This is a genomic window from Leptolyngbya sp. AS-A5 (assembly GCF_039962495.1).
Taxonomy (GTDB): Bacteria; Cyanobacteriota; Cyanobacteriia; order Leptolyngbyales; family Leptolyngbyaceae; genus Leptolyngbya.
Genome location: NZ_JAMPLL010000014.1, coordinates 37052 through 59964 on the forward strand (window position 1 = coordinate 37052; position 22913 = coordinate 59964).

The 22913-nt window shown below is 47.6% G+C and carries 25 protein-coding genes; 14 read left to right on the top strand and 11 right to left on the bottom strand.

Annotation, left to right across the window (positions count from 1 at the left end):
* Nucleotides 1-24: 24 nt before the first annotated feature.
* Both cls and NC980_RS16300 read right to left on the bottom strand, forming a co-directional pair.
* Complete coding sequence (gene cls, locus NC980_RS16295) at nt 25-1467, bottom strand: cardiolipin synthase (RefSeq protein WP_190377472.1); 1443 nt, start codon at nt 1465-1467, stop codon at nt 25-27.
* Between the two features lie 8 nt (nt 1468-1475).
* Nucleotides 1476-2306: an endonuclease/exonuclease/phosphatase family protein gene (locus NC980_RS16300; RefSeq protein ID WP_190377473.1), complete on the bottom strand. Its 831-nt coding sequence runs from the start codon at nt 2304-2306 to the stop codon at nt 1476-1478.
* Nucleotides 2307-2468: 162 nt separating this feature from the next.
* Here NC980_RS16300 and NC980_RS16305 point away from each other — a divergent pair, with 162 nt between their 5' ends.
* The 5 genes from NC980_RS16305 to NC980_RS16325 all read left to right on the top strand — a co-directional run bounded on the left by NC980_RS16305 (nt 2469) and on the right by NC980_RS16325 (nt 6045).
* The gene (locus tag NC980_RS16305) at nt 2469-3776 is read left to right on the top strand and encodes a glutamate-5-semialdehyde dehydrogenase (RefSeq protein WP_190377474.1); all 1308 of its coding nucleotides are present in this window, start codon (nt 2469-2471) and stop codon (nt 3774-3776) included.
* Nucleotides 3773-3937: a hypothetical protein gene (locus NC980_RS16310; RefSeq protein WP_190377475.1), complete on the top strand. Its 165-nt coding sequence runs from the start codon at nt 3773-3775 to the stop codon at nt 3935-3937. The genes NC980_RS16305 and NC980_RS16310 overlap by 4 nt, the downstream gene beginning before the upstream one ends.
* 84 nt (nt 3938-4021) lie before the next feature.
* Complete coding sequence (locus NC980_RS16315; protein ID WP_190377476.1) at nt 4022-4939, top strand: isopenicillin N synthase family oxygenase; 918 nt, start codon at nt 4022-4024, stop codon at nt 4937-4939.
* Between the two features lie 193 nt (nt 4940-5132).
* Nucleotides 5133-5480, top strand: a complete 348-nt coding sequence (locus NC980_RS16320) for a hypothetical protein (RefSeq protein ID WP_190377477.1) — start codon at nt 5133-5135, stop codon at nt 5478-5480.
* 7 nt (nt 5481-5487) lie between these two features.
* Nucleotides 5488-6045, top strand: a complete 558-nt coding sequence (locus tag NC980_RS16325; RefSeq protein ID WP_190377478.1) for a DUF1802 family protein — start codon at nt 5488-5490, stop codon at nt 6043-6045.
* Here the strand turns inward: NC980_RS16325 and NC980_RS16330 are convergent, their stop codons facing one another.
* Nucleotides 6046-7311, bottom strand: coding sequence for an HD domain-containing protein (locus NC980_RS16330; protein WP_190377479.1), 1266 nt, complete (start codon nt 7309-7311; stop codon nt 6046-6048).
* A complete protein-coding gene (gene ctpA / locus NC980_RS16335; protein ID WP_190377480.1) occupies nt 7308-8552 on the bottom strand; it encodes a carboxyl-terminal processing protease CtpA in 1245 nt (414 codons plus the stop codon). Before ctpA ends, NC980_RS16330 begins: the two co-directional genes overlap by 4 nt.
* Nucleotides 8553-8814: 262 nt before the next feature.
* Between ctpA and petB the strand changes: the two genes are divergently transcribed.
* The 4 genes from petB to NC980_RS16355 all read left to right on the top strand — a co-directional run bounded on the left by petB (nt 8815) and on the right by NC980_RS16355 (nt 11832).
* Complete coding sequence (gene petB, locus NC980_RS16340; RefSeq protein ID WP_190377481.1) at nt 8815-9462, top strand: cytochrome b6; 648 nt, start codon at nt 8815-8817, stop codon at nt 9460-9462.
* A gap of 105 nt (nt 9463-9567) precedes the next feature.
* On the top strand, nt 9568-10050 hold the full coding sequence (gene petD / locus NC980_RS16345) for a cytochrome b6-f complex subunit IV (protein ID WP_190377482.1): 483 nt from the start codon (nt 9568-9570) through the stop codon (nt 10048-10050).
* A 109-nt stretch (nt 10051-10159) separates the two neighbouring features.
* Nucleotides 10160-10750, top strand: a complete 591-nt coding sequence (locus NC980_RS16350) for a Uma2 family endonuclease (RefSeq protein ID WP_190377561.1) — start codon at nt 10160-10162, stop codon at nt 10748-10750.
* 89 nt (nt 10751-10839) lie between these two features.
* On the top strand, nt 10840-11832 hold the full coding sequence (locus NC980_RS16355) for an ABC transporter permease (protein ID WP_190377483.1): 993 nt from the start codon (nt 10840-10842) through the stop codon (nt 11830-11832).
* On the opposite strand, the gene NC980_RS16360 is transcribed toward NC980_RS16355, so the two are convergent.
* The 3 genes from NC980_RS16360 to NC980_RS16370 all read right to left on the bottom strand — a co-directional run bounded on the left by NC980_RS16360 (nt 11829) and on the right by NC980_RS16370 (nt 14603).
* Nucleotides 11829-13007 (bottom strand): methyltransferase domain-containing protein, encoded by a 1179-nt coding sequence (locus NC980_RS16360; RefSeq protein ID WP_190377484.1) that lies wholly within the window; start codon nt 13005-13007, stop codon nt 11829-11831. The genes NC980_RS16355 and NC980_RS16360 overlap by 4 nt on opposite strands.
* Before the next feature lie 71 nt (nt 13008-13078).
* Complete coding sequence (gene hppD / locus NC980_RS16365; protein ID WP_190377485.1) at nt 13079-14167, bottom strand: 4-hydroxyphenylpyruvate dioxygenase; 1089 nt, start codon at nt 14165-14167, stop codon at nt 13079-13081.
* A 298-nt stretch (nt 14168-14465) separates the two neighbouring features.
* Nucleotides 14466-14603 (bottom strand): hypothetical protein, encoded by a 138-nt coding sequence (locus tag NC980_RS16370; RefSeq protein ID WP_190377486.1) that lies wholly within the window; start codon nt 14601-14603, stop codon nt 14466-14468.
* A 161-nt stretch (nt 14604-14764) separates the two neighbouring features.
* On the opposite strand from NC980_RS16370, the gene NC980_RS16375 reads away from it, so the two are divergent.
* Nucleotides 14765-15022 carry a hypothetical protein gene (locus NC980_RS16375; RefSeq protein WP_190377487.1) on the top strand — a complete coding sequence of 86 codons (258 nt, stop codon included), beginning with the start codon at nt 14765-14767 and terminating at the stop codon, nt 15020-15022.
* Here the strand turns inward: NC980_RS16375 and NC980_RS16380 are convergent.
* On the bottom strand, nt 15019-15783 hold the full coding sequence (locus NC980_RS16380) for a tetratricopeptide repeat protein (RefSeq protein ID WP_190377488.1): 765 nt from the start codon (nt 15781-15783) through the stop codon (nt 15019-15021). The genes NC980_RS16375 and NC980_RS16380 overlap by 4 nt on opposite strands.
* A 678-nt stretch (nt 15784-16461) precedes the next feature.
* On the opposite strand from NC980_RS16380, the gene NC980_RS16385 reads away from it, so the two are divergent.
* Nucleotides 16462-17637, top strand: a complete 1176-nt coding sequence (locus NC980_RS16385) for an NDP-sugar synthase (RefSeq protein WP_190377489.1) — start codon at nt 16462-16464, stop codon at nt 17635-17637.
* A 109-nt stretch (nt 17638-17746) separates the two neighbouring features.
* Here NC980_RS16385 and NC980_RS16390 read toward each other — a convergent pair whose 3' ends face one another.
* Nucleotides 17747-18535, bottom strand: coding sequence for a 2-phosphosulfolactate phosphatase family protein (locus tag NC980_RS16390; RefSeq protein WP_190377490.1), 789 nt, complete (start codon nt 18533-18535; stop codon nt 17747-17749).
* A 290-nt stretch (nt 18536-18825) separates the two neighbouring features.
* On the opposite strand from NC980_RS16390, the gene NC980_RS16395 reads away from it, so the two are divergent.
* Nucleotides 18826-19758: a phosphoribulokinase gene (locus NC980_RS16395; protein WP_190377491.1), complete on the top strand. Its 933-nt coding sequence runs from the start codon at nt 18826-18828 to the stop codon at nt 19756-19758.
* Here NC980_RS16395 and NC980_RS16400 read toward each other — a convergent pair.
* Nucleotides 19755-19949, bottom strand: coding sequence for a hypothetical protein (locus tag NC980_RS16400; RefSeq protein ID WP_190377492.1), 195 nt, complete (start codon nt 19947-19949; stop codon nt 19755-19757). The genes NC980_RS16395 and NC980_RS16400 overlap by 4 nt on opposite strands.
* 110 nt (nt 19950-20059) lie before the next feature.
* Entirely contained in the window at nt 20060-20560 is a 501-nt protein-coding gene (locus NC980_RS16405) for an N-acetyltransferase (protein WP_190377493.1), read from the bottom strand.
* Nucleotides 20561-20849: 289 nt separating this feature from the next.
* On the opposite strand from NC980_RS16405, the gene groES reads away from it, so the two are divergent.
* Together groES and groL are read left to right on the top strand one after the other, a co-directional pair.
* Nucleotides 20850-21161, top strand: coding sequence for a co-chaperone GroES (gene groES / locus NC980_RS16410; RefSeq protein ID WP_190377494.1), 312 nt, complete (start codon nt 20850-20852; stop codon nt 21159-21161).
* A 50-nt stretch (nt 21162-21211) separates the two neighbouring features.
* Nucleotides 21212-22852 (top strand): chaperonin GroEL, encoded by a 1641-nt coding sequence (groL, locus tag NC980_RS16415; RefSeq protein WP_190377495.1) that lies wholly within the window; start codon nt 21212-21214, stop codon nt 22850-22852.
* Nucleotides 22853-22913 lie beyond the last annotated feature (61 nt).

Below are 22913 nucleotides of genomic sequence, written 5' to 3' on the forward strand. Positions count from 1 at the left end.
AGCAGAGCGATCGTAGCAGGTCGATTACAAAATCGGGGCAAACAATCGTGCAATTCGCGCTACCAATCGAAACCACAACGGGCGTTTCTGATAGTCTCCAGGTTCAACAAGCCGACAGAGTTCTAAATCGTCTTGCAGCATTTTCTCAACCGATCGCACAAATCCCTGATCCAAGACAAATACGGTGACTTCAAAATTCAGTTGGAACGAGCGATTATCTAAATTCACGGTTCCAACTCCGGCGATCGCATCATCTACCAAAATGATTTTCTGGTGCATAAATCCAGGCTGATAGCGGTAAATCTTCACGCCTGCCGTTTGCATCTCGTTGTAATACGAAAACGCGCAGAAATACACCATGAAATGATCCGGGCGATTCGGCAGCAGAATCCGTACATCGACCCCGCGAATGGCAGCGAGCTTGAGCGCAGTCGCGATCGATTCGTCTGGTACAAGATACGGACTGGCAATCCACAATCGTTGCTTCGCTTGATTAATCACGTTCATGAAAAACAGCGTACAAGCTGGAACATGATCCGCAGGCCCCGTCGGAAACACCAGTGCCATTTGATTAAACTCCGGTTTCGGATCAATGTTCCATTGCACTTCGGGAAGGCTTCGCGTTGCCCAAAACCAATCGCCCAAAAAACCGCCCTGTAAACATTTCACCGCCGTTCCCTGCACTCTCATGTGCGTATCGCGCCACGGGCTTAGAGGCGGTTTGTAGCCGAGGTATTCATCCGCAATATTCAATCCACCGACAAAACCGATCGCGCCATCGACAATCAGAATCTTGCGGTGATTCCGAAAGTTAATTTGCCAGCGATTTCCCCGTCCTTTTGTGCTTCTAAAGGCTCTAACTTTCACGCCTGCTTGACGAAGAGAGCGTAGATACGATCGTGCCAGTCCGCGTGTGCCAATTCCATCGTAGAGCAAGTACACTCGAACCCCCTGAGAGGCTTTCTGAATCAGGGCTTTGCAGAATTCATGTCCAATTTCATCATCATCTAACGTATAGGTTTGCAGCAATATATAATCTTTTGCTGATCCAATTGCAGATAGCATTGCTGCAAAGGTTTCCATTCCATTCAGCAACAATTCAAAATGATTTCCCGTTGTGAATGGAATAGTTGTTAACGTATCTGCTAACTTTTGCAGTGAAGCGAATTCTTTGGGTAATTCCGTTTTGTATTCTAAAGCTTCTTGATAAACCTGTTGAGCCAGCGTATTGTGTTCGACATAAGCGGCATGAAGCGCTTCCGCATAGCCATAAAATCGATTGCGTCCAAAAACCCAGTAGGCTGGAATCGCTAACCACGGAAACGTCAAGAGTGAAATACTCCAAGCCACCGCCCCACGCGACGATCGCACCGTCATCACGGCATGACCCGCATTGAGGATTCCTAGAACATGAACAACAATTGCGACAATGCTAAAGATCTGAACGGAACCACCGACATCGACCATAGCTTGACTCAGAGATGAAACTCAACCAGCATCGGTTTATGGTCAGACGATTGAATGTGATCGAGAACACGCGCTGCTAGATAATTCTGTCGCAATCCGCGATAGAAAATATGATCGAGCGGTGGAGACAGCAAAAATCGCTTGATTTTTTGAGCATCGGTTGCTGGAAACTCTGCTCTGATTAAACCGAGCCTGCGCGTCATCTTATCAAGCATCTGCCACCTGGATCGATTCCAAGTATTAAAATCCCCCGAAAAGATGACTGCTCCAGAATGATGCGCGATCGCGCTTTCGATTTCGTGCAGTTGCGCCTTGAACTTCTCTAACTCGACGAAATTAATTAGGTGCGAGTTAATCGTCAGCAAGGTTCCTTCAGCAAACGGATGCTCTGTGACCAGAGAAACCTTTGGAGTATTTGAGACAGGTTCAAAATGCTCAGTGACTAGCGCTCGGTGAGCCACACTGGTCGATTGTGAGCCAGTCAAAACCCCTGCATAAATGTTGTGATACTGGTCGATAAAGTTCGGTGCGAAACTCCAGCTTAATTCTGCCAGCTTAAAATTTTTGGAGTGAGCGCACAAACTGAATTCTTGCAGAAAAACCAGATCGGGACGGTAGCGATCGAGAATCCAATCAAAATCGATTTGCCAAGCACGATCGTCATTATTCTTAGCAATGTTCCAATTCAGCACCCGAACCGCTTTTTCGTTTAATGGTGCAGTTTGGTGATGATGGTGATGAATAACGGTTTCATCGGTGCGGACGAATCGATAAAGGGGCAGCAAGTTTTTGAATGGAACGCTACTTGCAAAGCCAGATTCGGACTCTAACTTGATCATTGTTGATTTCCGGATGCAACCGTTTGTAAATCAATCTTAATCTTGATCGCAGCTTTCAGCTTAGCACGCCGACAAATCTCGCTGGATAAAGGCGAGAACATCCCTGAGACGCTGAGCTAAGAATGTATTACGCTGGAAACTGTCGCGAATCGGATTTTTGTCATGACTGCTTCTGTTGCTTCAGTTTCACTCACCACACTCGCACAGCAAACCCAAAATGCAGCGCGTCAACTTGCGGTGCAGCCAACTGAGAAGCGAAACGAGGCAATTACGAAGATTGCCGATGCGCTCGAAGCAAATGCAGCAGAAATTTTGGCGGCAAATGCGGCGGACTGTGAGGCAGCACAGGCAGAAGGAATTTCTTCGGCGCTGTATGCGCGGTTGAAGTTGGATGAAGCGAAATTAAAGGGCGCGATCGTGGGGGTGCGCGATGTTGGTAAATTAGCCGATCCGATCGGAGCCGTTCAGATTCATCGTGAACTAGATGAGGGTTTGATTCTCAAGCGAGTGACTTGTCCATTGGGTGTGCTGGGCGTGATCTTTGAGGCGCGACCGGATGCAGTGATGCAGATTTCGAGCCTTGCGATTAAGTCGGGGAATGGAGTCATTCTCAAAGGTGGGAAAGAAGCGATTCGATCGTGTGAAGCATTAGTAAGAGCCATTCATCAGGGATTGACCAATGCGGGAATTGATCCGGCTGTTGTGCAATTGCTGACAACGCGTGAGGAAACCCTGGAGTTATTGAAGCTCGATCAGTATGTGGATCTGATTATTCCACGCGGATCAAATTCGTTTGTGAAATTTGTGCAGGATAATACGCGGATTCCGGTGTTAGGTCATGCTGATGGAATCTGCCATTTGTACGTCGATCGTGCTGCCGATATTGGAAAAGCGGTCAACATTGCAGTCGATTCTAAAACGCAATATCCTGCGGCTTGCAATGCGATCGAAACGTTGTTAGTGCATTCTGCGATCGCGTCGGAATTTCTGCTCGAAGCGGTTTCAGCATTTCAAGCCAAGAATGTAGAACTGCGCGGAGATGAACGCACTCGCGAAATTCTGAACATTGCAGCAGCAACCGAGGCAGATTGGTCAACAGAATACAGTGATTTAATTCTGGCGATTAAGATTGTTGATTCAACCGAAGACGCGATCGCACATATCAATACTTACGGCTCGAAACATACCGATGCGATCGTGACTGAAGATGTAAAAACTGCACAGTTGTTTATGAATCAAGTTGATGCAGCAGGCGTGTATCACAACTGTTCGACGCGATTTGCCGACGGTTTTCGATATGGGTTTGGAGCAGAAGTTGGAATCAGTACACAGAAAATGCCGCCGCGAGGCCCGGTTGGGCTTGAAGGATTGGTGACTTACAAATATCAATTAGTCGGGGATGGACAAATTGCGGCAACCTATTCGGGCGCAAATGCGAAACCGTTTACGCACCGAGATTTGTCGGTTTGATCGATTCTGTCGCGGAACTTAACAACGAATTGCTCAACTTAATTACGGAATTGCTCAACTCGATTCGACAGATGCAGAATCAAGTCATGCAATTGCTCAACTCGATCGCGGAATTTCTGATCTTGATCACGGAATTTCTCAACTTGATGCGGAATTTCTGATCTTGATCACAGAATTTCTCAACTTGAATCAGCAAATGCAAAATTAAGTCATGCAATTCGCTGATTCAATGGAGAAAGTACAAGATGAAACAACCAATTCCGATCGCTGATCTCCAATCCTTTCTATCTGACGATCCAACTCAGCAACAGAATTTCGTTTTGACGATCGGTAACGCTTTAGAAGACATTGGCTTTTTTGCATTGATCAATCATGGAGTCGATCGCACCCTGATTCAACGCGCCTATCAACTTGCCGAAGCATTCTTTGAACTACCCGCAGACGTGAAATTACGCTACGAAGATCCGAGCCTGAATGGACAGCGAGGATTTACGCGACTTGGCAAAGAACACGCGAAAGATTATCCTGTCCCGGATCTCAAAGAATTTTGGCACGTTGGACGCGAAAATCATCTCCTGAATCTTGACCCGATCGAAGTTCCTGAGTTTCGCTCAATCATGAATCAGCTATATGCCCAACTCGAACACTGTGCTGTCAAATTGCTCGAAGCTTGCGCCTTGTATTTGGGAGAGCAGCGATCGTTTCTCAGCGATACGACGATCAATGCAGATACGATTCTGCGAATTATTCACTATCCGCCCATTCCAGAGGATGTCGATCCCGCGAGTTTACGATCGGCTCCCCACGAAGACATCAACCTGATTACCTTGCTATGTGAAGCAACCGAAAGCGGGTTAGAACTCTTACAGCGTGACGGAACTTGGAGAGCAATTCCGAATGTCGAAGGTCAAATCATTGTCGATAGCGGTGATATGTTGCAGCAACTCACCAATGGATTACTCAAAAGTACAACTCATCGTGTTGTGAATCCGGGAGATCGATCTCGCCGATTTTCGATGCCATTTTTTGTGCATCCCACCAGCAAAACCGATCTTACGCCGCTTCAGGGCTGCATCGATTGTACAGGCGGCACTATCAAATTCCCTAAAATCACCGCAGGCAAATATCTACAGCAGCGACTTGCCGAAATCGGGCTGAAATAAATTAGCCACCCGCCGCAAACGTTGCCATAATTGCCACAGAAAGCAAGATCCCAGGGATTAGCATCACAACCAGCATCAATAAATCGTGAGGGGTCATTTCTCATCGCTCCGAACTTTTGAGTCATCTTTATTCTAAGAAATGCGATCGTGATGTTTTACTACCCAAAGATTGAGAAACCCTTAAGGTTAGACGATGAGTAACTTTTCCTTTGACGACCTGCAAAAGAAAGATTTGCTGACAGCTCTAGGGCTGTGGCTTGTGGTAGAGGCGGTCAGTTTTGTGCTATTTCCCACGGTTGGATTGATTAATCCGGGCGCTAGACTGAGAACATGGTTTTTGCTGAGTCTCCCGTTTGGCTTGGGCGGGGCGGCGTTAGTGAGTATGAGTTCTCAGTTTGTGGCACAGGTAGGCGATCGACCCAGAAAAAAACTATCTTCGCTCATTGGGCAGTTTGGTGGTTGGATTGGACTTGCAGGAATCATGTTTCCGTTTTTCGTGGTGTGCTTAGAGTTTTTCTCGACGCTCAATTTACCGAGATAAGAACGTTATGAAGCAGGCACTGAAGGAATGGTCGATCGCAATCAAAGCTTTGGAGCAGGGAGAAACGATTTTGCTGCTTCGCAAAGGTGGGATTCGCGAGGAGAAGGGACGATTTGAGGTGCCATTTCGTCGAGTGTTACTATATCCAACCTACGAGCATCAAGACCCTGCCTTACTCAAGCAACCGAATTTAGTCGATCGTGTTGAATCCGGTTGGCATCCCGAAACGATTGAGATAAGTTCGATCGCCGACATTACTGATGTGCTTCAAGTGAGTGATGCGGATGTGGTGCGATCGTTGCTGCCGTTTCACATTTGGAACGATCGATTTGTCGAAGAGCGATTGAAGTGGAAGCCGCGATCGCCGTTGTATTTACTGTTGCTGCGAGTGTTTCGCTTGCCGCAACCGCAAAAGATTGCATATCAAGAAGCTTATGGTGGATGTCGATCGTGGATTGAAATTGAAGATCTTGCGGTTGATCAGACAATCCCGGTGCTGAGTGAAACGGAATATCAGGAGTGGGTGAGTAAGATTCGATCAATAGTAGAGCGATCAATATCTTAATCAAAGTGACAAACTCGTTTTCTCCACAAAGTTTTTGACTTTTGTATCAATCTCACGCAGATAAATCAACCAAACGTTTTGAATCGGCTGAGTCAACGTTTGCACCAGCGCCGAAAGCTCTCCAATTTCTCGCAATCCAGCCGTTGTTTGAATATTAATTCCACGATCGTACAGCGTATATCCCCGCTTCACAGCAATTCTTAAACCGCAATAGACTGACGAATTAAATCCCGCCTGATCTGTCCAATATTGCGCCTTTTCTAGCAATAACGCTCGATCGCTCTCCTCCAACTGCGAAATATCCAAAGCCTTCAGCAAATCCCGGTTAAGAAACCGTCGAGACAAATCCGACAAAATCGCATCCTCGTGCGTTTGCCACTGTTGCAAATGATAGATAAACGTTCCATCATCCGTCGCTAAATACTGCGCTAACCCAATTTGATTACACTCTTGATTTAGCCAAGCTTTTACGTTCTGATCCGCATTCAAGTTACCAAGTTTGAATTGATATCTTGCCTGCTCAAACACCTTCAACAATACCCAAGTTGCAGCCACATTTTTACGATGGTTATACACCTGAGCATACATAAAATAACGCACGATCAAATAATGCTCGATCGCTGCCATTCCCTTACGCGCAACCACTAATTGCTGCGTCACCGGATCGTATCGCAACGCCATCAGAATTCGATCGACATCAATCCGCCCGTAAGAGGCTCCAGTAAAGTAACTATCTCGCATCAAATAGTCAATTCGATCGCAATCAAGCTGACTTGAAACTAATTGCGAAATCAACGGTATCGGATATTTCTTGAGCAAAACCGCTTCAATTTGATCAACAAAATCTGGTGAAACACGATCGAACAATTCCCGAATCGGCTCCGACTCCCGCACAATCCGCCGCGTCCAAACCTCATGATCGCTGCCAAAAATTTCCTCAGCCGTATGGCTAAACGCACCATGCCCGATATCATGAAGCAACGCTGCACACAGCAACACTGTTCGATGCGGCGCAAGCTGTGGATAATCCCGCGCAATGCGATCAAACGCCCGTCTTGCCACCGCCATCACGCCCAATGAATGCGTAAATCTTGACCCTTCTGCCCCATGAAACGTCAAACTGGCAGGGCCTAACTGCCGAATCCGCCGCAATCGCTGAAACGCAGGAGTATCAATCAATTGAATCAAAAGCGCCTCAGTCGAATCGCTCCAGTTCAGCGCGATCGCTCCATGTAGCGGATCATGATAGACGCGCTCAAAGCTCACTTCGCTCCTGCTACAAGAGAAGTCTCAGACAACATATCGATCGCCGCTTGATACTGCTTATCCAACGGTGTTCCAATCTGCTCGATCGTCATCGACTGATCCAAAGGAACAATGCGATCGGGCTGAATTCCTAAGCGATTAATGTCTGTATGATTGGGTGTCTCATATTTCGCAACCGTCACCGCCAACCCTGCACCGTCCGATAAATCAAACAGCGATTGAATCAAGCCCTTCCCAAAGGTCTTTTCACCCAAAATCGTCGCCCGTCCGTTATCTTGCAGCGCTCCCGCCAGAATCTCGCTCGCACTAGCAGTCCCTTGATTGACGAGCACGACCAGTGGATCTTGAGTTAAGGCTTTGCCCGTCGCCTCAAAACTACCGATCGTCCCTTGGCGATTCACGGTATAAACGATCTCGCCCTCATTCAGCCACAATCGCGCAATTTCAATTCCCGCATTCAGCAGTCCACCCGGATTGTTTCGCAGATCGAGAACATAGCGATCGACTCCATCGCGCTCCAGTTTTGCGATCGCATGAGCCACCTCCATCGTTGCGTTCGCGTTAAACTGGCTCAATCGCAAATACCCAATCTTTGATCCATCGGCTTGTGGACGCAACTCTGCAATTACTGGATTCACCTCAATGCGATCGCGCACCAAATCAAACTCGCGTTCAACCCCATCCTCGCGAGCGATCGTCAAAGTGACATGACTCCCCACAACGCCGCGCATTCTTTCGGCAGCTTCATCAAGGCTCAGTCCTTCGGTCGTCACATCATCAATTTTTAGAATCTTGTCCCCTGCAAGAAGCCCGGACTTGGCAGCAGGAGAACCCACGATCGGCGAAATCACCTTCAGTCGCTTAGTTTCAACATCCAGCGCAATCTGCAATCCAACACCCGTCAACTCACCGGACGTACTCGTTTGCAGGCTGCGATACTGATCCGGCTTTAATAGCCTGGTAAACGGGTCATCCAGCACCGCCAGCATCTGCGAAATCGCGCCATACGTTGCTTCTCGATTCGGCATCGATTGCTTCAGATACTTCTCTCGTAGCGCCCACCAATTCTTATGATTGAACGTTGGATCAACATACGCTCGATCGATAATTCGCCACACTTCGTTAATTAACTTCTGCTCCTCGGTCAGCGCTGTTGCAGGGGCTGCCATCAACAAGAGCGCAGCCGCGATCGACAATCCAATGATTGTCACTGAGCGAAGCCAAATGAATCGTTTTTCCATAGCGATCGATAGTAGCGCTAAATCCAGCGATTTGAAGGAGCAAAATCCCAGTATGATTCACTTTGCCAGAGAAGGCCAAATCCGACAAAAGTTTTGCGAAACGAAATTATTCTTTACAAAGGCTTAAGCTTATCGATCGCGGATCAAACCGCCACAAAATCGGCAAAACCCCTGATAAATTGCCTCTTCTTGCTAAGAAATCCACACTATGGATGTGTTACATTTTTTATGAACAGCAATCATCTTTAGGAACGCTTGCTTTATGGCAAATGTGTATGACTGGTTCGATGAGCGCCTCGAAATTGGAGCGCTTGCCGAAGACGTAACCAGCAAGTACGTGCCTCCCCACGTCAACATCTTCTATTGCTTGGGCGGCATTACGCTGGTGTGCTTTTTGATCCAGTTTGCGACTGGATTCGCAATGACTTTCTACTACAAGCCAACCGTTGCCGAAGCATTTTCTTCCGTTCAGTACATCATGAACGAAGTCAACTTTGGCTGGCTGATTCGCTCCGTCCACCGCTGGTCTGCCAGCATGATGGTGTTGATGATGATTCTGCACGTGTTCCGCGTATACCTCACCGGTGGCTTCAAAAAGCCGCGTGAGCTGACCTGGGTAACGGGTGTCGTTCTTGCAGTTATTACCGTTTCCTTCGGTGTGACGGGCTACTCGCTGCCTTGGGATCAAGTTGGCTACTGGGCGGTGAAAATCGTGTCAGGTGTGCCTGAAGCGATTCCCGTTGTTGGAACCCTGATTGCAGATTTGCTGCGGGGTGGTGCAAGCGTCGGTCAATCGACCTTAACTCGCTACTACAGCGCTCACACCTTTGTCTTACCTTGGTTGATCGCCGTCTTTATGTTGGCGCACTTCCTGATGATCCGAAAGCAAGGAATTTCAGGCCCGTTGTAAGAATTTTTTGGATTCGGGACTTTAGAATTGCGCTTAAGATAAGCTTAAAGTCTCGAATTCAAAAGTGTTTTGCTGATCTCTAGAGTTAAGGAGAGCCTTTGTTAAATGGCAACGATTAAAAAGCCGGATCTTAGCGATCCTCAATTGCGTGCGAAGTTGGCGAAAGGTATGGGTCACAACTACTATGGTGAACCTGCTTGGCCCAACGATTTGTTGTATATTTTCCCGGTCGTGATTTTAGGCACGATCGCGCTTTGCGTCGGTTTGGCAGTGCTTGACCCTGCTATGAACGGTGAGCCTGCAAATCCATTTGCAACGCCGCTCGAAATTCTACCTGAGTGGTATCTGTACCCCGTATTCAACATTCTGCGCCTGGTGCCGAACAAACTCTTGGGTGTCGTGTTGATGGGTTCTGTACCTCTAGGCTTGATCGCCGTTCCGTTTATCGAAAACGTGAACAAGTTCCAAAATCCCTTCCGTCGTCCGGTTGCGATGGCGGTATTTCTGTTTGGAACCTTCGTAACGATGTGGCTCGGAATTGGCGCAATCTTCCCGGTAAGCCAAGGTCTGACCCTCGGATTGTTCTAAATCAATCTGAATCAAAATTTGATGCCTGCTCGATAGTTTGAAGGAATTCAAGCTGTTTGGCAGGCATTCTCTTTAAGCATGAATGGGAGAATTTTTAATGAATTGAGCTATTGCACAAGAACAGCGCCTCTACACACCAGAAGAATACTTAGATTTAGAAGCAACTACTGAATTTAGAAGTGAATACGATAACGGAGTGATTACCACAATGACAGGCGGAACGACAAATCATAATAGAATCTGCCGAAATTTGTGTACTGCCCTAACCATTGGATTGAAAGGACAGAACTTTGAAGTTTTCATTTCAGATGTGAAGGTTTGGATTCCAAATTCCCAAAAGCTTCGCTATCCCGATCTTATGGTGATTGCTGGAGAGCCTGAATATTATCTAAATCGCAAAACAACTGTGACAAATCCACAAGTCGTTATTGAGGTACTCTCAGATTCGATGGAAGAGTTCGATCGAGAAGATAGACTCAAGCTGTATCAATCGATTTCATCATTTCAAGAGTATCTTCTGATTGATCAGAATCAGATTGCGATCGATCACTTCTACAAAACGCAACCGAAACACTGGCAGATTGATCAATTTGACGATCAAGATACTGAAATCCAACTGCGAACCCTACGGGGAGCGGAGCTACCGGTTGAAGCCACATTGTTAATCGCCGATATCTACGAAAAAGTACAATTTAGTTAAGTCTGAAAAGAAGCTAAATTTTTTACCTTGCCGACGGGTGGCATTTGATAGAGTAAGCAAATCTACGCGGTTTCAAAGCTTTTTTGATTATGGATGCGGCTCAACTGATTCCCATTTTTGCAACAGCGATCGCCACTTCAACGCCTTTAGTCTTTGCTACGCTCGGAGAAACGATCGGAGAGCGAGCGGGAGTAATTAACCTCTCGGCAGAAGGCACAATCTTGATGGGTGCGATGACGGGATTTGCGATCGCGAAAACGCTCGAAGCGACCGGAACGGTTCCAAGCTTAATTATCGGATTTGTGGGAGCGGGATTGGTCGGAGCGGCGATCGCGCTGATTGTGGCATTTGGATCGCTGACCCTGAAACAGTCTCAAGTGGCGATCGGGTTTGTGTTGACGCTGTTGGGTGCAAGTTTGTCGTCGTTTCTTGGAAATCCATTTGTGCGAATTCCGGGGCCAACGGTTCCGAGTTTTCGGTTGCCGCTATTGCAGGACATCCCATTGATGGGGCAGTTGTTTTTTCAGAGTGATTTGCTCGTTTATCTCAGCTATTTGGCGATCGCGCTCGTTTGGATTTATTTTTACCGGACTCGCGCTGGATTGATGTTAAGAGCGATCGGAGAACAACCGAATGCGGCATTTGCGAGAGGAACGAATGTCGTTTTAATGCGCTATATTTACACGCTGATCGGGGGCGCAATGATGGGAATGGCTGGGGCAGCATTCTCGCTAAATTTTAAGGCGGGATGGAGTCAGTTGCATACAGCCGGATATGGATGGATTGCGTTAGCGATCGTCATTTTTGGCGGCTGGAATCCGCTCAGAGTTGCAATTAGCTGTTATTTATTTGGCATTTTGCAATCGCTAGCGGGCGTGGCTCAAAGTACGATTCCAGATGTTCCGACTCAAGTGTTTACCGTTGCACCATTTCTATTGATGATTCTATTGTTGGTTTTAACTTCGAGCGATTGGTTAGAGCGATTGCTAAAACTATTACCTTCCCCGATCGACAACACGGCCTCAGAACTGATTCGGAGTACGCCACCTGCCGCGTTGGGGAAGGTATTTGAACAAGATTAGCAGCAGCTTGAAGAGCTACAGTCGCCATTGGATTGGTCGATCGTTTCGCGATAATCTGCACCTTTAGTCACACGCGGATCACGAAAGGTATCGCTAGAGCAATCAAATGGTTTTGCTACCTCGAATGAAACTGAATCACGCGGCGGAATCGGAATGATATCAGAATGATAAGCACCCTTGGAATTGGTGTAGATTTGAAACGTTTTATCGCACACTGCCATGCGTTCACCCCGATAGAGGGTGTGTCCGTCGTCATCTTGCACCGACTTCCAAGGGCCGCGATAAATTACAGCTTGATTGCGCTCCCAACATTCGCCTTGTTTCCCCTTGAACGCTTGAACGGTGAGCGATCGGAACTCCACGCCATCAATGACCTGCCACGGCTCAGTCTGACGCGCCAGAATTTCGATTCCATAAAATCCCGCCTGCTCAAACATTTCGAGAAACTCATTTTCACGGAATGCACCCGCAATACAGCCGCTCCACAGTTCCGGATCGTTCAAAATCTTCTCGGTCGGAGCTTCATCACAAACAATATCTGAGATTACAACGCGTCCACCACGTTTGAGAACACGAAAAATCTCTTGAAACAATTGTTTTTTATCTTGAGGACGAACAAGATTGAGAACACAATTGGAAATTACAACGTCAACGCTATCTGTTGCAATTAAGGGTTGAGTTTGACGTAAGCGATCGCACTCTGTCTCAAACGCCGCAACCTGCTCTACAGAATGGATTGGATGCTGTTCTAACCACTGTTGTACCAGGTCTAGATTCAGCGCTAGGTCTTGAATTTTGCCTTTCACAAATGCGACATTCTCATAGCCTAGCTTCTCGCTTATTGGTGCAATATATTTGCGTGACAAGCTGAGCATTTCATCGTTCATATCCACACCGATGATTTTTCCGGCTGCGCCGACTTTTTGTGCCAAAATGTAGCAGTTTTTTCCGGCTCCAGAACCCAGATCAACGACCGTTTCGCCGGAGTTTACGTAGCGAGTGGGATCGCCACAGCCATAGTCTTTCTCGATGATTTCTTGCGGCAGAATTTCTAAGTAGCGCTGATCGTAACCATCCGTTGGGCAGCAAAGCGAGGCTTGAGGTTGCTGTGCGCCTGCTGCATAGCGCTCTCTTACCGCTTGTTCTACGTCGTAGGAAAGTGTCGTATCGGTCATGCTGGTAGCTCTCAATCACTGGGATCTAGTTTAGAGAATACAATCGACGAAACACCCACCGATCGCAGTTTCTAAAGATTTCCGCGTAAGGCTTGTTCCCGTTCGATCGCTTCAAACAACGATTTGAAATTTCCTTCCCCGAACCCTTGCGCTCCGTGCCGTTCGATGATTTCAAAAAATAAGGTCGGGCGATCTTGCACAGGGCGGGTGAAAATTTGCAGCAAATAGCCTTCACGATCGCGATCGACTAAAATTCCCAGTTCGGCTAATTGGTCGATCGATTGATCAATCTTGCCAATTCGCGCTTCTAAATCTGCATAGTACGATCGGGGAACGCTGAGAAACTCAATTCCTAGATTTTTCAGCTTCGTCACCGTATCAACAATGCTGTGAGTGAGATAAGCGACATGCTGAACTCCCGCGCCGTGATTGTATTCTAGAAATTCTTGAATTTGAGATTTTCCTTTGCTGATCGCAGGTTCGTTAATGGGAAGTTTGATCGTACCTGTGGCATTCTGCATTACAGAGGAAGTGAGTGCAGAATACTCGGTTGTAATCGTTTTGTCATCAAACTGTATTAATAGACTTAATCCTAAAACGTTCTCAAAAAATTTTACCCAGCGATTCATTTGTCCTTTCTCAACGTTCCCAACGATGTGATCAATCTTGATTAATCCAGCATCTGTATGAGATTGAGTTAGACGTGGAACAAATTCTGGAGCAAAAACGCCGTGGTAACGATCGCGTTGCACAAACTTAATCAACGTATTGCCATATCCATAAATTGCAGCATAGCGATAAGTTCCCATTTCGTCTGATTCTTCGGTCACTGGAACTGCTATCAGAGCGCCCCGTGCCATGCTGGTTGCAAAAGCTCGATCAACATCCATCACCCTCAACGCAATAATCGCAACATGATCGCCGTGCTTAGCAGTTTTAAGCGCGATCGGATGATCTGAATCAAGCGCAGAACTCAACACTAAGCGAATTTCGCCTTGCTGCATGACATAGGAGGCAACATCACGGGTTCCAGTGTCGAGTCCTCGATAGGCGATCGACTGAAAGCCAAAAGCGCGGTCGTAAAACATCGCAGCTTGTTTTGCATTGCCGACATAAAGTTCTAAATGATCGAAAGCTTGAATCGAAACAGCATCACTCATGCACACCGTCACTCATAATTGAAGGCGACATCACAGAATTATAAAAATTCATATCATTCCGCAGCAAATAACCCTAGTTTTTTATCTAGAAATATAGAACCAGACTGAAAATCAGTCTAATGGCTTTATCAGGCTATGAGCAAATTTGAGACAATAAATATACCTTTAGAGAGATTGCCAAAACTTTGTACTATTGTGCAAATCGGCGTGAACTAATTTCAACACTCGATAATTCAGCTTCGTATGAAGTTCTTGATAACTTTAAAGTTGATGTTGGCAATCGCTTTAGCAATCCCGCTTATACAAATTTTGCGTAGGTTTGGAATTCGATCGTTTGTAGCTGTTTCTGGTGCTGTTCTAAACTGAACGCTTTAACTTCTGGTTGAGCTTGCGTCGTTTCACGCTGAGATTGAGTTGTTTCTGCACTATTATTCATAAACAGAATGTCCGTCCGTTGAAAACGATCTTAAAACTACTCAAATCCTCACATTAAACGCATGCTCAGCACTAACCACGACGATCGCATTTTCTACTCCACAGTTGTTCTAGAATTCATCGTTCCTAATGGTAACAAAGTAGCGTTTCGCAAATGGAGTGATGATCCAGATAAAACTGTTTTCGACCTATGATTGGTTAAAATCACTGCAATCGTGGTCACCTGCGGTCGTTACGCTGGTCAACAATATCATCATTTCTTCGCTACTCACCTGGGCAGTGATGCCGCAGATTACAAAACGGTTGAATTTCTGGCTACAGCCTGCCTTCCGCGATTCTGGGCGAAAAACAGACCTGATTGGAACTGCGATCGTCTTTATTGCCTTCGCATTTATGGTTTCGCTATTCAGTCGAATCTAATTCGTCAATTCCTGCATCCAGCGATTGACCTGCATCCGCAATCTCTTTTCCGCAATGTCAGCTTCCGGGATGCGCTCTAGGGCGCGGTAATAATCCGCGATCGCAAAATTCCAGTCGCCTGCTAAATGATGTGCCCGACCCCGCGCTCCGTAGAGATGTGCCTCTAGCACCGAGTGATCATTCAGCGGCGAGGAAAGCAGTTGCGTAATTTGCAGCGCCTGTTCAAAATTCTCGATCGCCTGCGAATACAGTTCGAGATCGCGAAACGTAATTCCCTGATTCAGCCAAGCGCGAATATTGGTCGGATCTAAATCAATTGCTCGATCGTAATCTGTGATCGCTTCGATTAAAAGCCCCTGAGAGGCGTAGTAATTAGCGCGGTTGTTGTAGGCACTCGCAAGTTTAGAATTGAGGCGAATTGCCTTGTTATAGTCTTCGATCGCTGCGTCCAAATGTCCACACTGGAAATGCACCAACCCGCGATTATTGTAGTCGGTTGCATTTTCAGGATTGCGATCGATCAAAATGGTCAAACCTGCGATCGCTTCGAGATAGTGACCTTGTTTCGCATCCGTCAGGGATTGCTGGCGCAGTAAGCGATCCTGAGCAACGGGATCAAGCCAGACCGTTTGCGAACGGGTGGACTTTTTGGGCAATGAGCGATCGGCTTTCAGAGAGCGACGACTCACCGCATTCGCACGACCCACATTCACAGTTCGTTGTTTCGATTGCTTGCCATCTAAAAAAGTCCGACCGTTCATACCATCCTCACCATGTCTATGAACTAAAGTTACCGACTTACCCCGCTGATGTTTACTGCCCAAGTGCCATAACTGAATATGTCCACGGTCAGATCTTGCGTTTCTTCTCCGTCTTTGGAGCCATTTCCCTGAGCGAATTCTAAGCCTCAGTAATTCCTACACTGCTGATTGATTCGATTTCTGAAACAGCCAAATCGTTCACGAAATCCTGGCGCTTTACAGAAACTTTGTATTAACTTTGCATGATCTTGAACTTTCCCCCGTATAAACACGAACATGCCAACACTCGAAAGATAATCTGTAGAATGGCGATGCTGTCTGCGCTTATGCCAAATTCCAAATTGACCCGGGCGAAGTTGATCGATCACAAAGTGACAGACTTGATCGCAAAACCAAAGCTCTAAAACATTTGCACTGTTAGAACGCTGGAGCGATCGGCGATAATGCAAGAGAGTTTTCTGAACTCGATCGCGCTTTCAGAACATCTTGGAGAAAAACTGAACTTTCAGACGAATTCAAGATCAAACGGGATACGGTAGGGTTGACATAATCTTTGGGCTTCTAGAGCTTGATCGCGCTCTAGGGGCTTGTGATTGAAGCGAGTTTGGCGCGAAATTGTCCAGTTATAGTGTGCGATCGTATGAACATTGACGGCGTAGGGTTGGAGACAAACAATTTATGAAAGCCATGATTCTGGCGGCTGGGAAAGGCACACGGGTTCGACCAATTACGTACACGATTCCTAAGCCGATGATTCCGATCCTGCAAAAACCAGTGATGGAGTTTTTGCTGGAGTTGCTACGTCAACACGGCTTCGACGAAATCATGGTGAATGTGAGCCATTTGGCGAATGAGATCGAAAGCTATTTCAAAGATGGGCAGCGTTTCGGTGTCCAGATTGGCTATTCGTTTGAGGGTCGGATCGTAGACGGGGATCTTGTGGGCGAGGCAGTCGGCTCAGCAGGCGGGATGAAGCGCATTCAAGACTTCTCCCCCTTCTTTGACGATACGTTTGTGGTACTTTGTGGCGATGCTCTAATCGATTTGGATCTCACAGCAGCAGTGAAGTGGCATCGGGAGAAAGGATCGATCGCGACGGTGATTATGAAAACGGTCGATCGATCAGAAGTTCCAAGCTACGGTGTAGTTGTAACCGACGAAGACGGCAGAATCAAGGCATTTCAGGAAAAACCATCGGTTGAAGAAGCCTTAAGCACGAATATCAATACCGGGATCTACATTTTTGAACCCGAGGTTCTAGACTACATTCCATCCGGTGTTGAGTTTGATATCGGTAGCCAGTTATTTCCGAAGCTAGTGGAAATGAATGCACCGTTCTATGGATTGCCGATGGATTTTGAATGGGTCGATATCGGCAAAGTTCCAGATTATTGGCAAGCCATTCGCGGCGTTCTCAAAGGCGAAATCAAAAATGTTCCGATCCCAGGACGTGAAGTGGCTCCGGGAATTTACACGGGGCTAAATGTGTCAGTCAATTGGGACAAAGTGGATATTCAAGGCCCGGTTTACATTGGCAGCATGACTTGTATCGAGGACGGCGCGAAAATTGTAGGCCCTGCAATGATTGGACATAACTGCTGGATTTGTAGCGGTGCGACCGTGGATAACAGTGTCATTTTTGAATGGTCGCGTTTAGGGCCAGGAGTGCGATTGGTCGATAAGCTGGTCTTCGGGCGGTTCTGTGTAGACAAGACAGGCGCAACGATCGATGTCCAAGCCGCTTCACTCGACTGGTTGATCACCGATGCGCGACATGAAGTGCCAAGACATCCCGCCGCAGAACATCAAGCGATCGCGGAACTGTTGAATGTCGATACCAAGGTTGCAACTTGAGACCCTTACCCTTGAAATTGCCGCGATCGTGAACGAATTAGCCCCCCTAAATCCTGCAAAATCGGGAATTTAGGGGGGCTAAATGGTTGTTTAGAGATGTTTGAAAGAGTTATCTCGAAGCAGCATTAGAGAGCGTTCGGTCAAGCAGTGGACGCACCACCGCTTGATGCTTTACCAAGGTTCCAATCTCAGCTTGAATCGGCAAAACATCGAGCGAATCGAGCGTTGAACAATATTTCAGATCTTCCATGCAGTTCAGCCGCAGCAATCGCTTACCGTGGCTTGCGTGATACATCAAGCTCAGCAAGTTATCTTGCCACTGTTGGTAAAGCGAAACTGCGCCAACCAGTTCATCATTACCGACCAAATCTTCGAGCGGACAGCCCAGTTGATCCGCCACGCTTTGCACGATCGCACCCGCACAGACGGTATCTTCGAGCGCGAATGATCCTTCCCAGCCAGCCCCGACGATCCAAACCGTTTCGGGTTGATGCTCGACCAGATATTTCACGACAGCGTGACGATTAACCAATGCCGCTGCCAATACAGTCGGACAAGCTTGAATTTTCTGGAGGGCGCGAGTTCCGTTTGTGGTGCTAATAAACAGTTGTTTTCCGCTCATCAAATCGGGCGTACAGTCGAGCGGCGAGTTACCGAGATCGCAGCCTTCTACCTTGCTTCCGCCTCGTTCTCCTGCCCGTAAACGCTTCTCCGGGGGTAGCGCCTCGCTTTCTTGGACGAGCTTCTCCATATCGCTGAAAACATGAACTGCATCCGCTCCAGCAAACAGAGCAGTCGCGATCGTGCTGGTTGCTCGCAGTACATCAATCGCGATCGCACAATCAGCAGCGTTTTGTCCAGGTGTGAGTTCGGGCGTGTGGAATACTGAAAATTTCATAGGGTGTAGAGTGTAGTGACTGCGGCAGGAAAACTTCAGGTGAAGAGGAGTCGCCGCTTTCAGGATACTAAATACAAAGACAGAAGACGAAATATATCTTAACGGGGTTGTTATAGATTCTACTCAATGATAGCTCAAAGTGGCTATTGGAAATATAATATGCAGCATTGCTTTCGTTCGCTCCATTTGCGCTTTGAGGAGTCGTAATGATTCTTGAGCAAAACTAGATTCCCTCACCGCTTAGGATGTTTCTAGAGTCAAACCTAATTCTCGAAGGTGTAGAAGCGATCATGTCACAGCGCCCAATTATTCTTGGTATCGTTGGCGATAGTGCGGCTGGGAAGACGACGCTAACTCGTGGAATTGCTCAAGTGCTGGGTGAAGAGAACGTAACGATCATTTGCACCGATGATTATCACAAGTACGATCGCGCTCAACGCGCTCAGATTGGCATCACTGCCCTGCACCCGGACTGTAATCATCTAGACATTATGCAGCAGCATTTAGCGCTGTTGCGATCGGGTCAGCCCATTCTCAAGCCAAATTACAGCCACAAGACTGGAACGTTTGAAGCCCCCACCTATATCAAGCCGAATCGCTTCATCATTATCGAAGGCTTGCTAGGGTATTCGACTCGTACAGCCCGCGATTGCTATGACGTGAAGGTATACCTTGCGCCGCCAGAATCCCTGAGAGCGCAATGGAAAATTAAACGCGATACGCAAAAACGGGGTTACACCGAAGAGCAAGTTTTAGAAGAGTTACGCAAGCGCGAACCGGATTCAGCCGAGTATATTCGTCCGCAACGGGCTTGGGCGGATATGGTCGTCAGTTTTTGTCCACCGGAGCCGTCTCCGAATGTGAATGGTCACTTAAATGTGAAATTGGTGCTACGTCCTACGATTCCGCATCCGGAGCTGACGCGAGTGGTTGGGGATGACGCACCCACACGATCGGCGATTCGATTGGGACTCGATCGCGATATGAGTAAACCTGTCGATGTGTTGGAGATTGACGGACACGCAACAAAAGATCAGGTTGTGGATCTAGAGCACTTTATTTGCGATGAGCTTCCGGCACTGTCGAATGTGTGCAATCCGACTGGTGATACTGAATTAGGGAAGGTATCGGGAACCACGGGCGAGATGATCCAGAGCTATCCCTTAGCCATGACGCAATTGTTGATTGTGTATCACATGCTCAAGGCAACGAAAGCGCTCTAAGGTTGGCTTTCGACATCAGGCGATAGGCTGACGGGCGGACGTTCGATTTCTCCTTCGCTGTAGCCCAGATCGTAGAAACTGGCGGCTTGTGGGTCATGCTCTGGGGGGTTCTTCGATCGACCCGCCCAAGCGTCCTCTTTTCCGCGATCAAACCAGTCTTGGTCAAACATAGTATCGCTACCACTCAGCATGATTAGATTGCTCCTGATACGAACTTTGACCCAATTTAAATTCTTGCAAGCGTGAATGTATCACTCCAATGGTGAGTTATCGAGAAGCTGACTGAATCCTATCGAGATCATTATTCCAGAGCATTAAACTCCGATCGATATCTCACAATTCCCTCACAGCTATCTAACACACTGCTTTCTAACTCCAGCACCATAAACGCTTCATCTGGGACTGTGTACTCACATCTCAATCCCTTACGCTTAGCTGGAATAAACCCAAAGCGCGAATAATATTCAGGATGACCTAGCACGACAACCGCTTTGCAGCCTAAGCGATCGCACTCCGTTAAACCCTGTTGAATCAGCAATGTTCCAATGCCTTGTCGCTGATAATTGGGTAGAACTGCGACGGGTGCAAGTCCGAAAATAAATAGAGCAGTGTTGTCGATCGCGACTGGACTAAAGAAGATGTGCCCAACAATTTGATCGGATGCAACTGCAACAAGGGAAAGGGTTGGGGTAATGGGGCGCAATCGATCGACTAAATCTGCCTCTCCCGATCGCCCAAACGCAGCAATATTTACTCGACGGACTGCTTCGATATCTTCCAGTCTTTCCGCTCGAACTTGCATAACACCCTTAAAACAGCAATCTCCCAATCAGGATACCTTGAGCAGCCCGATAATCGTCATCGTTCCTTCCGCAACCCCTTCGTTCGGTAAGCCGTACTCTTTCTAAAGTTGCATTCGATCGCTGGCTTCGCTAAATTAGCACTCAGGGAGAGAGAGTGCTAACTCAAAACCCCAAAAGCCTGTAGACTGGTAAACGTTGAAAAAAACCGACAGGCGAATTGGTTGAATCGTGTATTCAGCCGCAAGTATTTGATCGTTTGTTGCTCATCTAGATTGTTGGAGGATTTGTATGGCAGCCATCTCTCTTAGCGTGTCCACCGTAAAACCGTTGGGCGATCGCGTGTTCGTGAAAGTGAGCGAAGCTGAAGAAAGAACCGCAGGAGGTATCTTCCTGCCTGATAACGCTAAGGAAAAGCCCCAAGTCGGTGAAATCGTAGCGGTAGGTAGCGGCAAGCTCAACGAAAAGGGCGAACGTCAACCGATGGAAGTCGAAATTGGTAACAAAGTGCTGTACTCCAAGTACGCAGGAACCGACATCAAGCTCGGTGGCGACGAGTACGTTTTGCTGTCTGAAAAAGACATCTTGGCAGTCGTTTCATAGTTTTCTTGACTCTCTCTTTTCTGTAAACCTTACAAGGCTTTCAACACATTATGGCTAAGCGCATCATTTACAACGAAAACGCTCGTCGTGCTCTAGAGCGCGGTATGGACATCCTCGCCGAAGCCGTTGCCGTCACCTTGGGACCTAAAGGTCGCAACGTGGTTCTGGAGAAGAAGTTCGGTGCACCTCAAATTGTGAACGACGGTGTAACGATCGCAAAAGAAATCGAACTCGAAGATCACGTTGAAAACACAGGTGTTGCCTTGATTCGTCAAGCAGCTTCTAAAACCAATGATGCGGCTGGAGACGGAACTACGACTGCAACCGTTTTGGCACATGCGATCGTCAAAGAAGGAATGCGGAACGTTGCCGCTGGCGCAAACGCAATTCTTTTGAAGCGCGGCATGGACAAAGCAACAACTTTCTTAGTAGACAAGATTGCTGCTCATGCGCGTCCGGTTGAAGACTCAAAAGCGATCGCACAAGTCGGTACAATCTCTGCCGGAAACGATGAAGAAGTTGGTCAAATGATCGCTTCGGCAATGGATAAAGTCGGTAAAGAAGGCGTAATCTCGCTGGAAGAAGGTAAGTCGATGACGACTGAACTCGAAGTCACCGAAGGGATGCGCTTCGACAAAGGTTACATTTCGCCCTACTTCGCAACCGACACCGAGCGGATGGAAGCAGTGATGGATGAGCCGTTCTTGCTGATCACCGACAAGAAGATTACTTTGGTTCAAGACCTCGTTCCGGTTCTCGAACAAGTTGCTCGCGCAGGTCGTCCGTTGATCATCATTGCAGAAGACATCGAGAAAGAAGCACTGGCGACTCTGGTTGTGAACCGTCTGCGTGGTGTTCTGAACGTTGCCGCAGTGAAGGCTCCTGGCTTTGGCGATCGTCGTAAAGCAATGCTCGAAGATATCGCAGTTCTTACGGGCGGTCAGTTGATCACCGAAGATGCAGGTCTGAAGCTTGACACCACCAAGCTCGATCAATTGGGTAAAGCGCGTCGTGTCACCATCACCAAGGAAACCACGACGATCGTTGCTGAAGGCAATGAAGCGCAAGTGAAAGCTCGCGTCGAGCAAATCCGCCGTCAAATGGACGAAACCGATTCTTCCTACGACAAGGAAAAGCTGCAAGAGCGCTTGGCTAAGTTGGCGGGTGGTGTTGCAGTGATCAAAGTTGGTGCAGCAACCGAAACCGAAATGAAGGATCGCAAGCTCCGCCTCGAAGATGCCATCAACGCAACCAAAGCGGCTGTTGAAGAAGGTATCGTTCCTGGTGGCGGTACAACCTTGGCTCACTTAGCTCCAGAACTTGAATCTTGGGCATCGAGCAGCCTCAGCGGCGAAGAGTTGATCGGAGCGCAAATCGTAGCTCGTGCATTGACGGCTCCTCTGAAGAGAATTGCTGAAAACGCAGGTCAAAACGGTGCGGTGATTGCTGAGCGCGTCAAAGAGAAAGACTTCAACGTGGGCTACAATGCTGCAACGGGTGAATTCGTGGATATGCTCGAAGCGGGTATCGTTGACCCCGCGAAAGTGACTCGTTCTGCACTTCAGAATGCGGCTTCGATCGCAGCAATGGTGTTGACGACCGAGTGTATTGTGGTTGACAAGCCTGAACCGAAAGATGGTGCTGCCGCTGGCGCTGGCGCTGGTGGCGGTATGGGCGACTTCGATTACTAATCTCAGTCTCTAAAACATAAAGCGCGATCGTTCCTGAAAGGGAGCGATCGCGCTTTGTGTT

Bases quoted from the DNA above. Each gene is read 5' to 3' on its own strand.
- cls (WP_190377472.1), bottom strand. From the start codon at position 1,467: ATGGTCGATGTCGGTGGTTCCGTTCAGATCTTTAGCATTGTCGCAATT.
- petD (WP_190377482.1), top strand. From the start codon at position 9,568: ATGGCAACGATTAAAAAGCCGGATCTTAGCGATCCTCAATTGCGTGCG.
- NC980_RS16305 (WP_190377474.1), top strand. From the start codon at position 2,469: ATGACTGCTTCTGTTGCTTCAGTTTCACTCACCACACTCGCACAGCAA.
- NC980_RS16380 (WP_190377488.1), bottom strand. From the start codon at position 15,783: ATGAACGGTCGGACTTTTTTAGATGGCAAGCAATCGAAACAACGAACT.
- NC980_RS16375 (WP_190377487.1), top strand. From the start codon at position 14,765: ATGATCCAGATAAAACTGTTTTCGACCTATGATTGGTTAAAATCACTG.
- NC980_RS16370 (WP_190377486.1), bottom strand. From the start codon at position 14,603: ATGAATAATAGTGCAGAAACAACTCAATCTCAGCGTGAAACGACGCAA.
- NC980_RS16385 (WP_190377489.1), top strand. From the start codon at position 16,462: ATGAAAGCCATGATTCTGGCGGCTGGGAAAGGCACACGGGTTCGACCA.
- NC980_RS16405 (WP_190377493.1), bottom strand. From the start codon at position 20,560: ATGCAAGTTCGAGCGGAAAGACTGGAAGATATCGAAGCAGTCCGTCGA.
- hppD (WP_190377485.1), bottom strand. From the start codon at position 14,167: ATGAGTGATGCTGTTTCGATTCAAGCTTTCGATCATTTAGAACTTTAT.
- groES (WP_190377494.1), top strand. From the start codon at position 20,850: ATGGCAGCCATCTCTCTTAGCGTGTCCACCGTAAAACCGTTGGGCGAT.
- NC980_RS16400 (WP_190377492.1), bottom strand. From the start codon at position 19,949: ATGCTGAGTGGTAGCGATACTATGTTTGACCAAGACTGGTTTGATCGC.
- NC980_RS16395 (WP_190377491.1), top strand. From the start codon at position 18,826: ATGTCACAGCGCCCAATTATTCTTGGTATCGTTGGCGATAGTGCGGCT.
- NC980_RS16300 (WP_190377473.1), bottom strand. From the start codon at position 2,306: ATGATCAAGTTAGAGTCCGAATCTGGCTTTGCAAGTAGCGTTCCATTC.
- NC980_RS16315 (WP_190377476.1), top strand. From the start codon at position 4,022: ATGAAACAACCAATTCCGATCGCTGATCTCCAATCCTTTCTATCTGAC.
- NC980_RS16355 (WP_190377483.1), top strand. From the start codon at position 10,840: ATGGATGCGGCTCAACTGATTCCCATTTTTGCAACAGCGATCGCCACT.
- groL (WP_190377495.1), top strand. From the start codon at position 21,212: ATGGCTAAGCGCATCATTTACAACGAAAACGCTCGTCGTGCTCTAGAG.
- NC980_RS16320 (WP_190377477.1), top strand. From the start codon at position 5,133: ATGAGTAACTTTTCCTTTGACGACCTGCAAAAGAAAGATTTGCTGACA.
- NC980_RS16325 (WP_190377478.1), top strand. From the start codon at position 5,488: ATGAAGCAGGCACTGAAGGAATGGTCGATCGCAATCAAAGCTTTGGAG.
- ctpA (WP_190377480.1), bottom strand. From the start codon at position 8,552: ATGGAAAAACGATTCATTTGGCTTCGCTCAGTGACAATCATTGGATTG.
- petB (WP_190377481.1), top strand. From the start codon at position 8,815: ATGGCAAATGTGTATGACTGGTTCGATGAGCGCCTCGAAATTGGAGCG.
- NC980_RS16360 (WP_190377484.1), bottom strand. From the start codon at position 13,007: ATGACCGATACGACACTTTCCTACGACGTAGAACAAGCGGTAAGAGAG.
- NC980_RS16390 (WP_190377490.1), bottom strand. From the start codon at position 18,535: ATGAAATTTTCAGTATTCCACACGCCCGAACTCACACCTGGACAAAAC.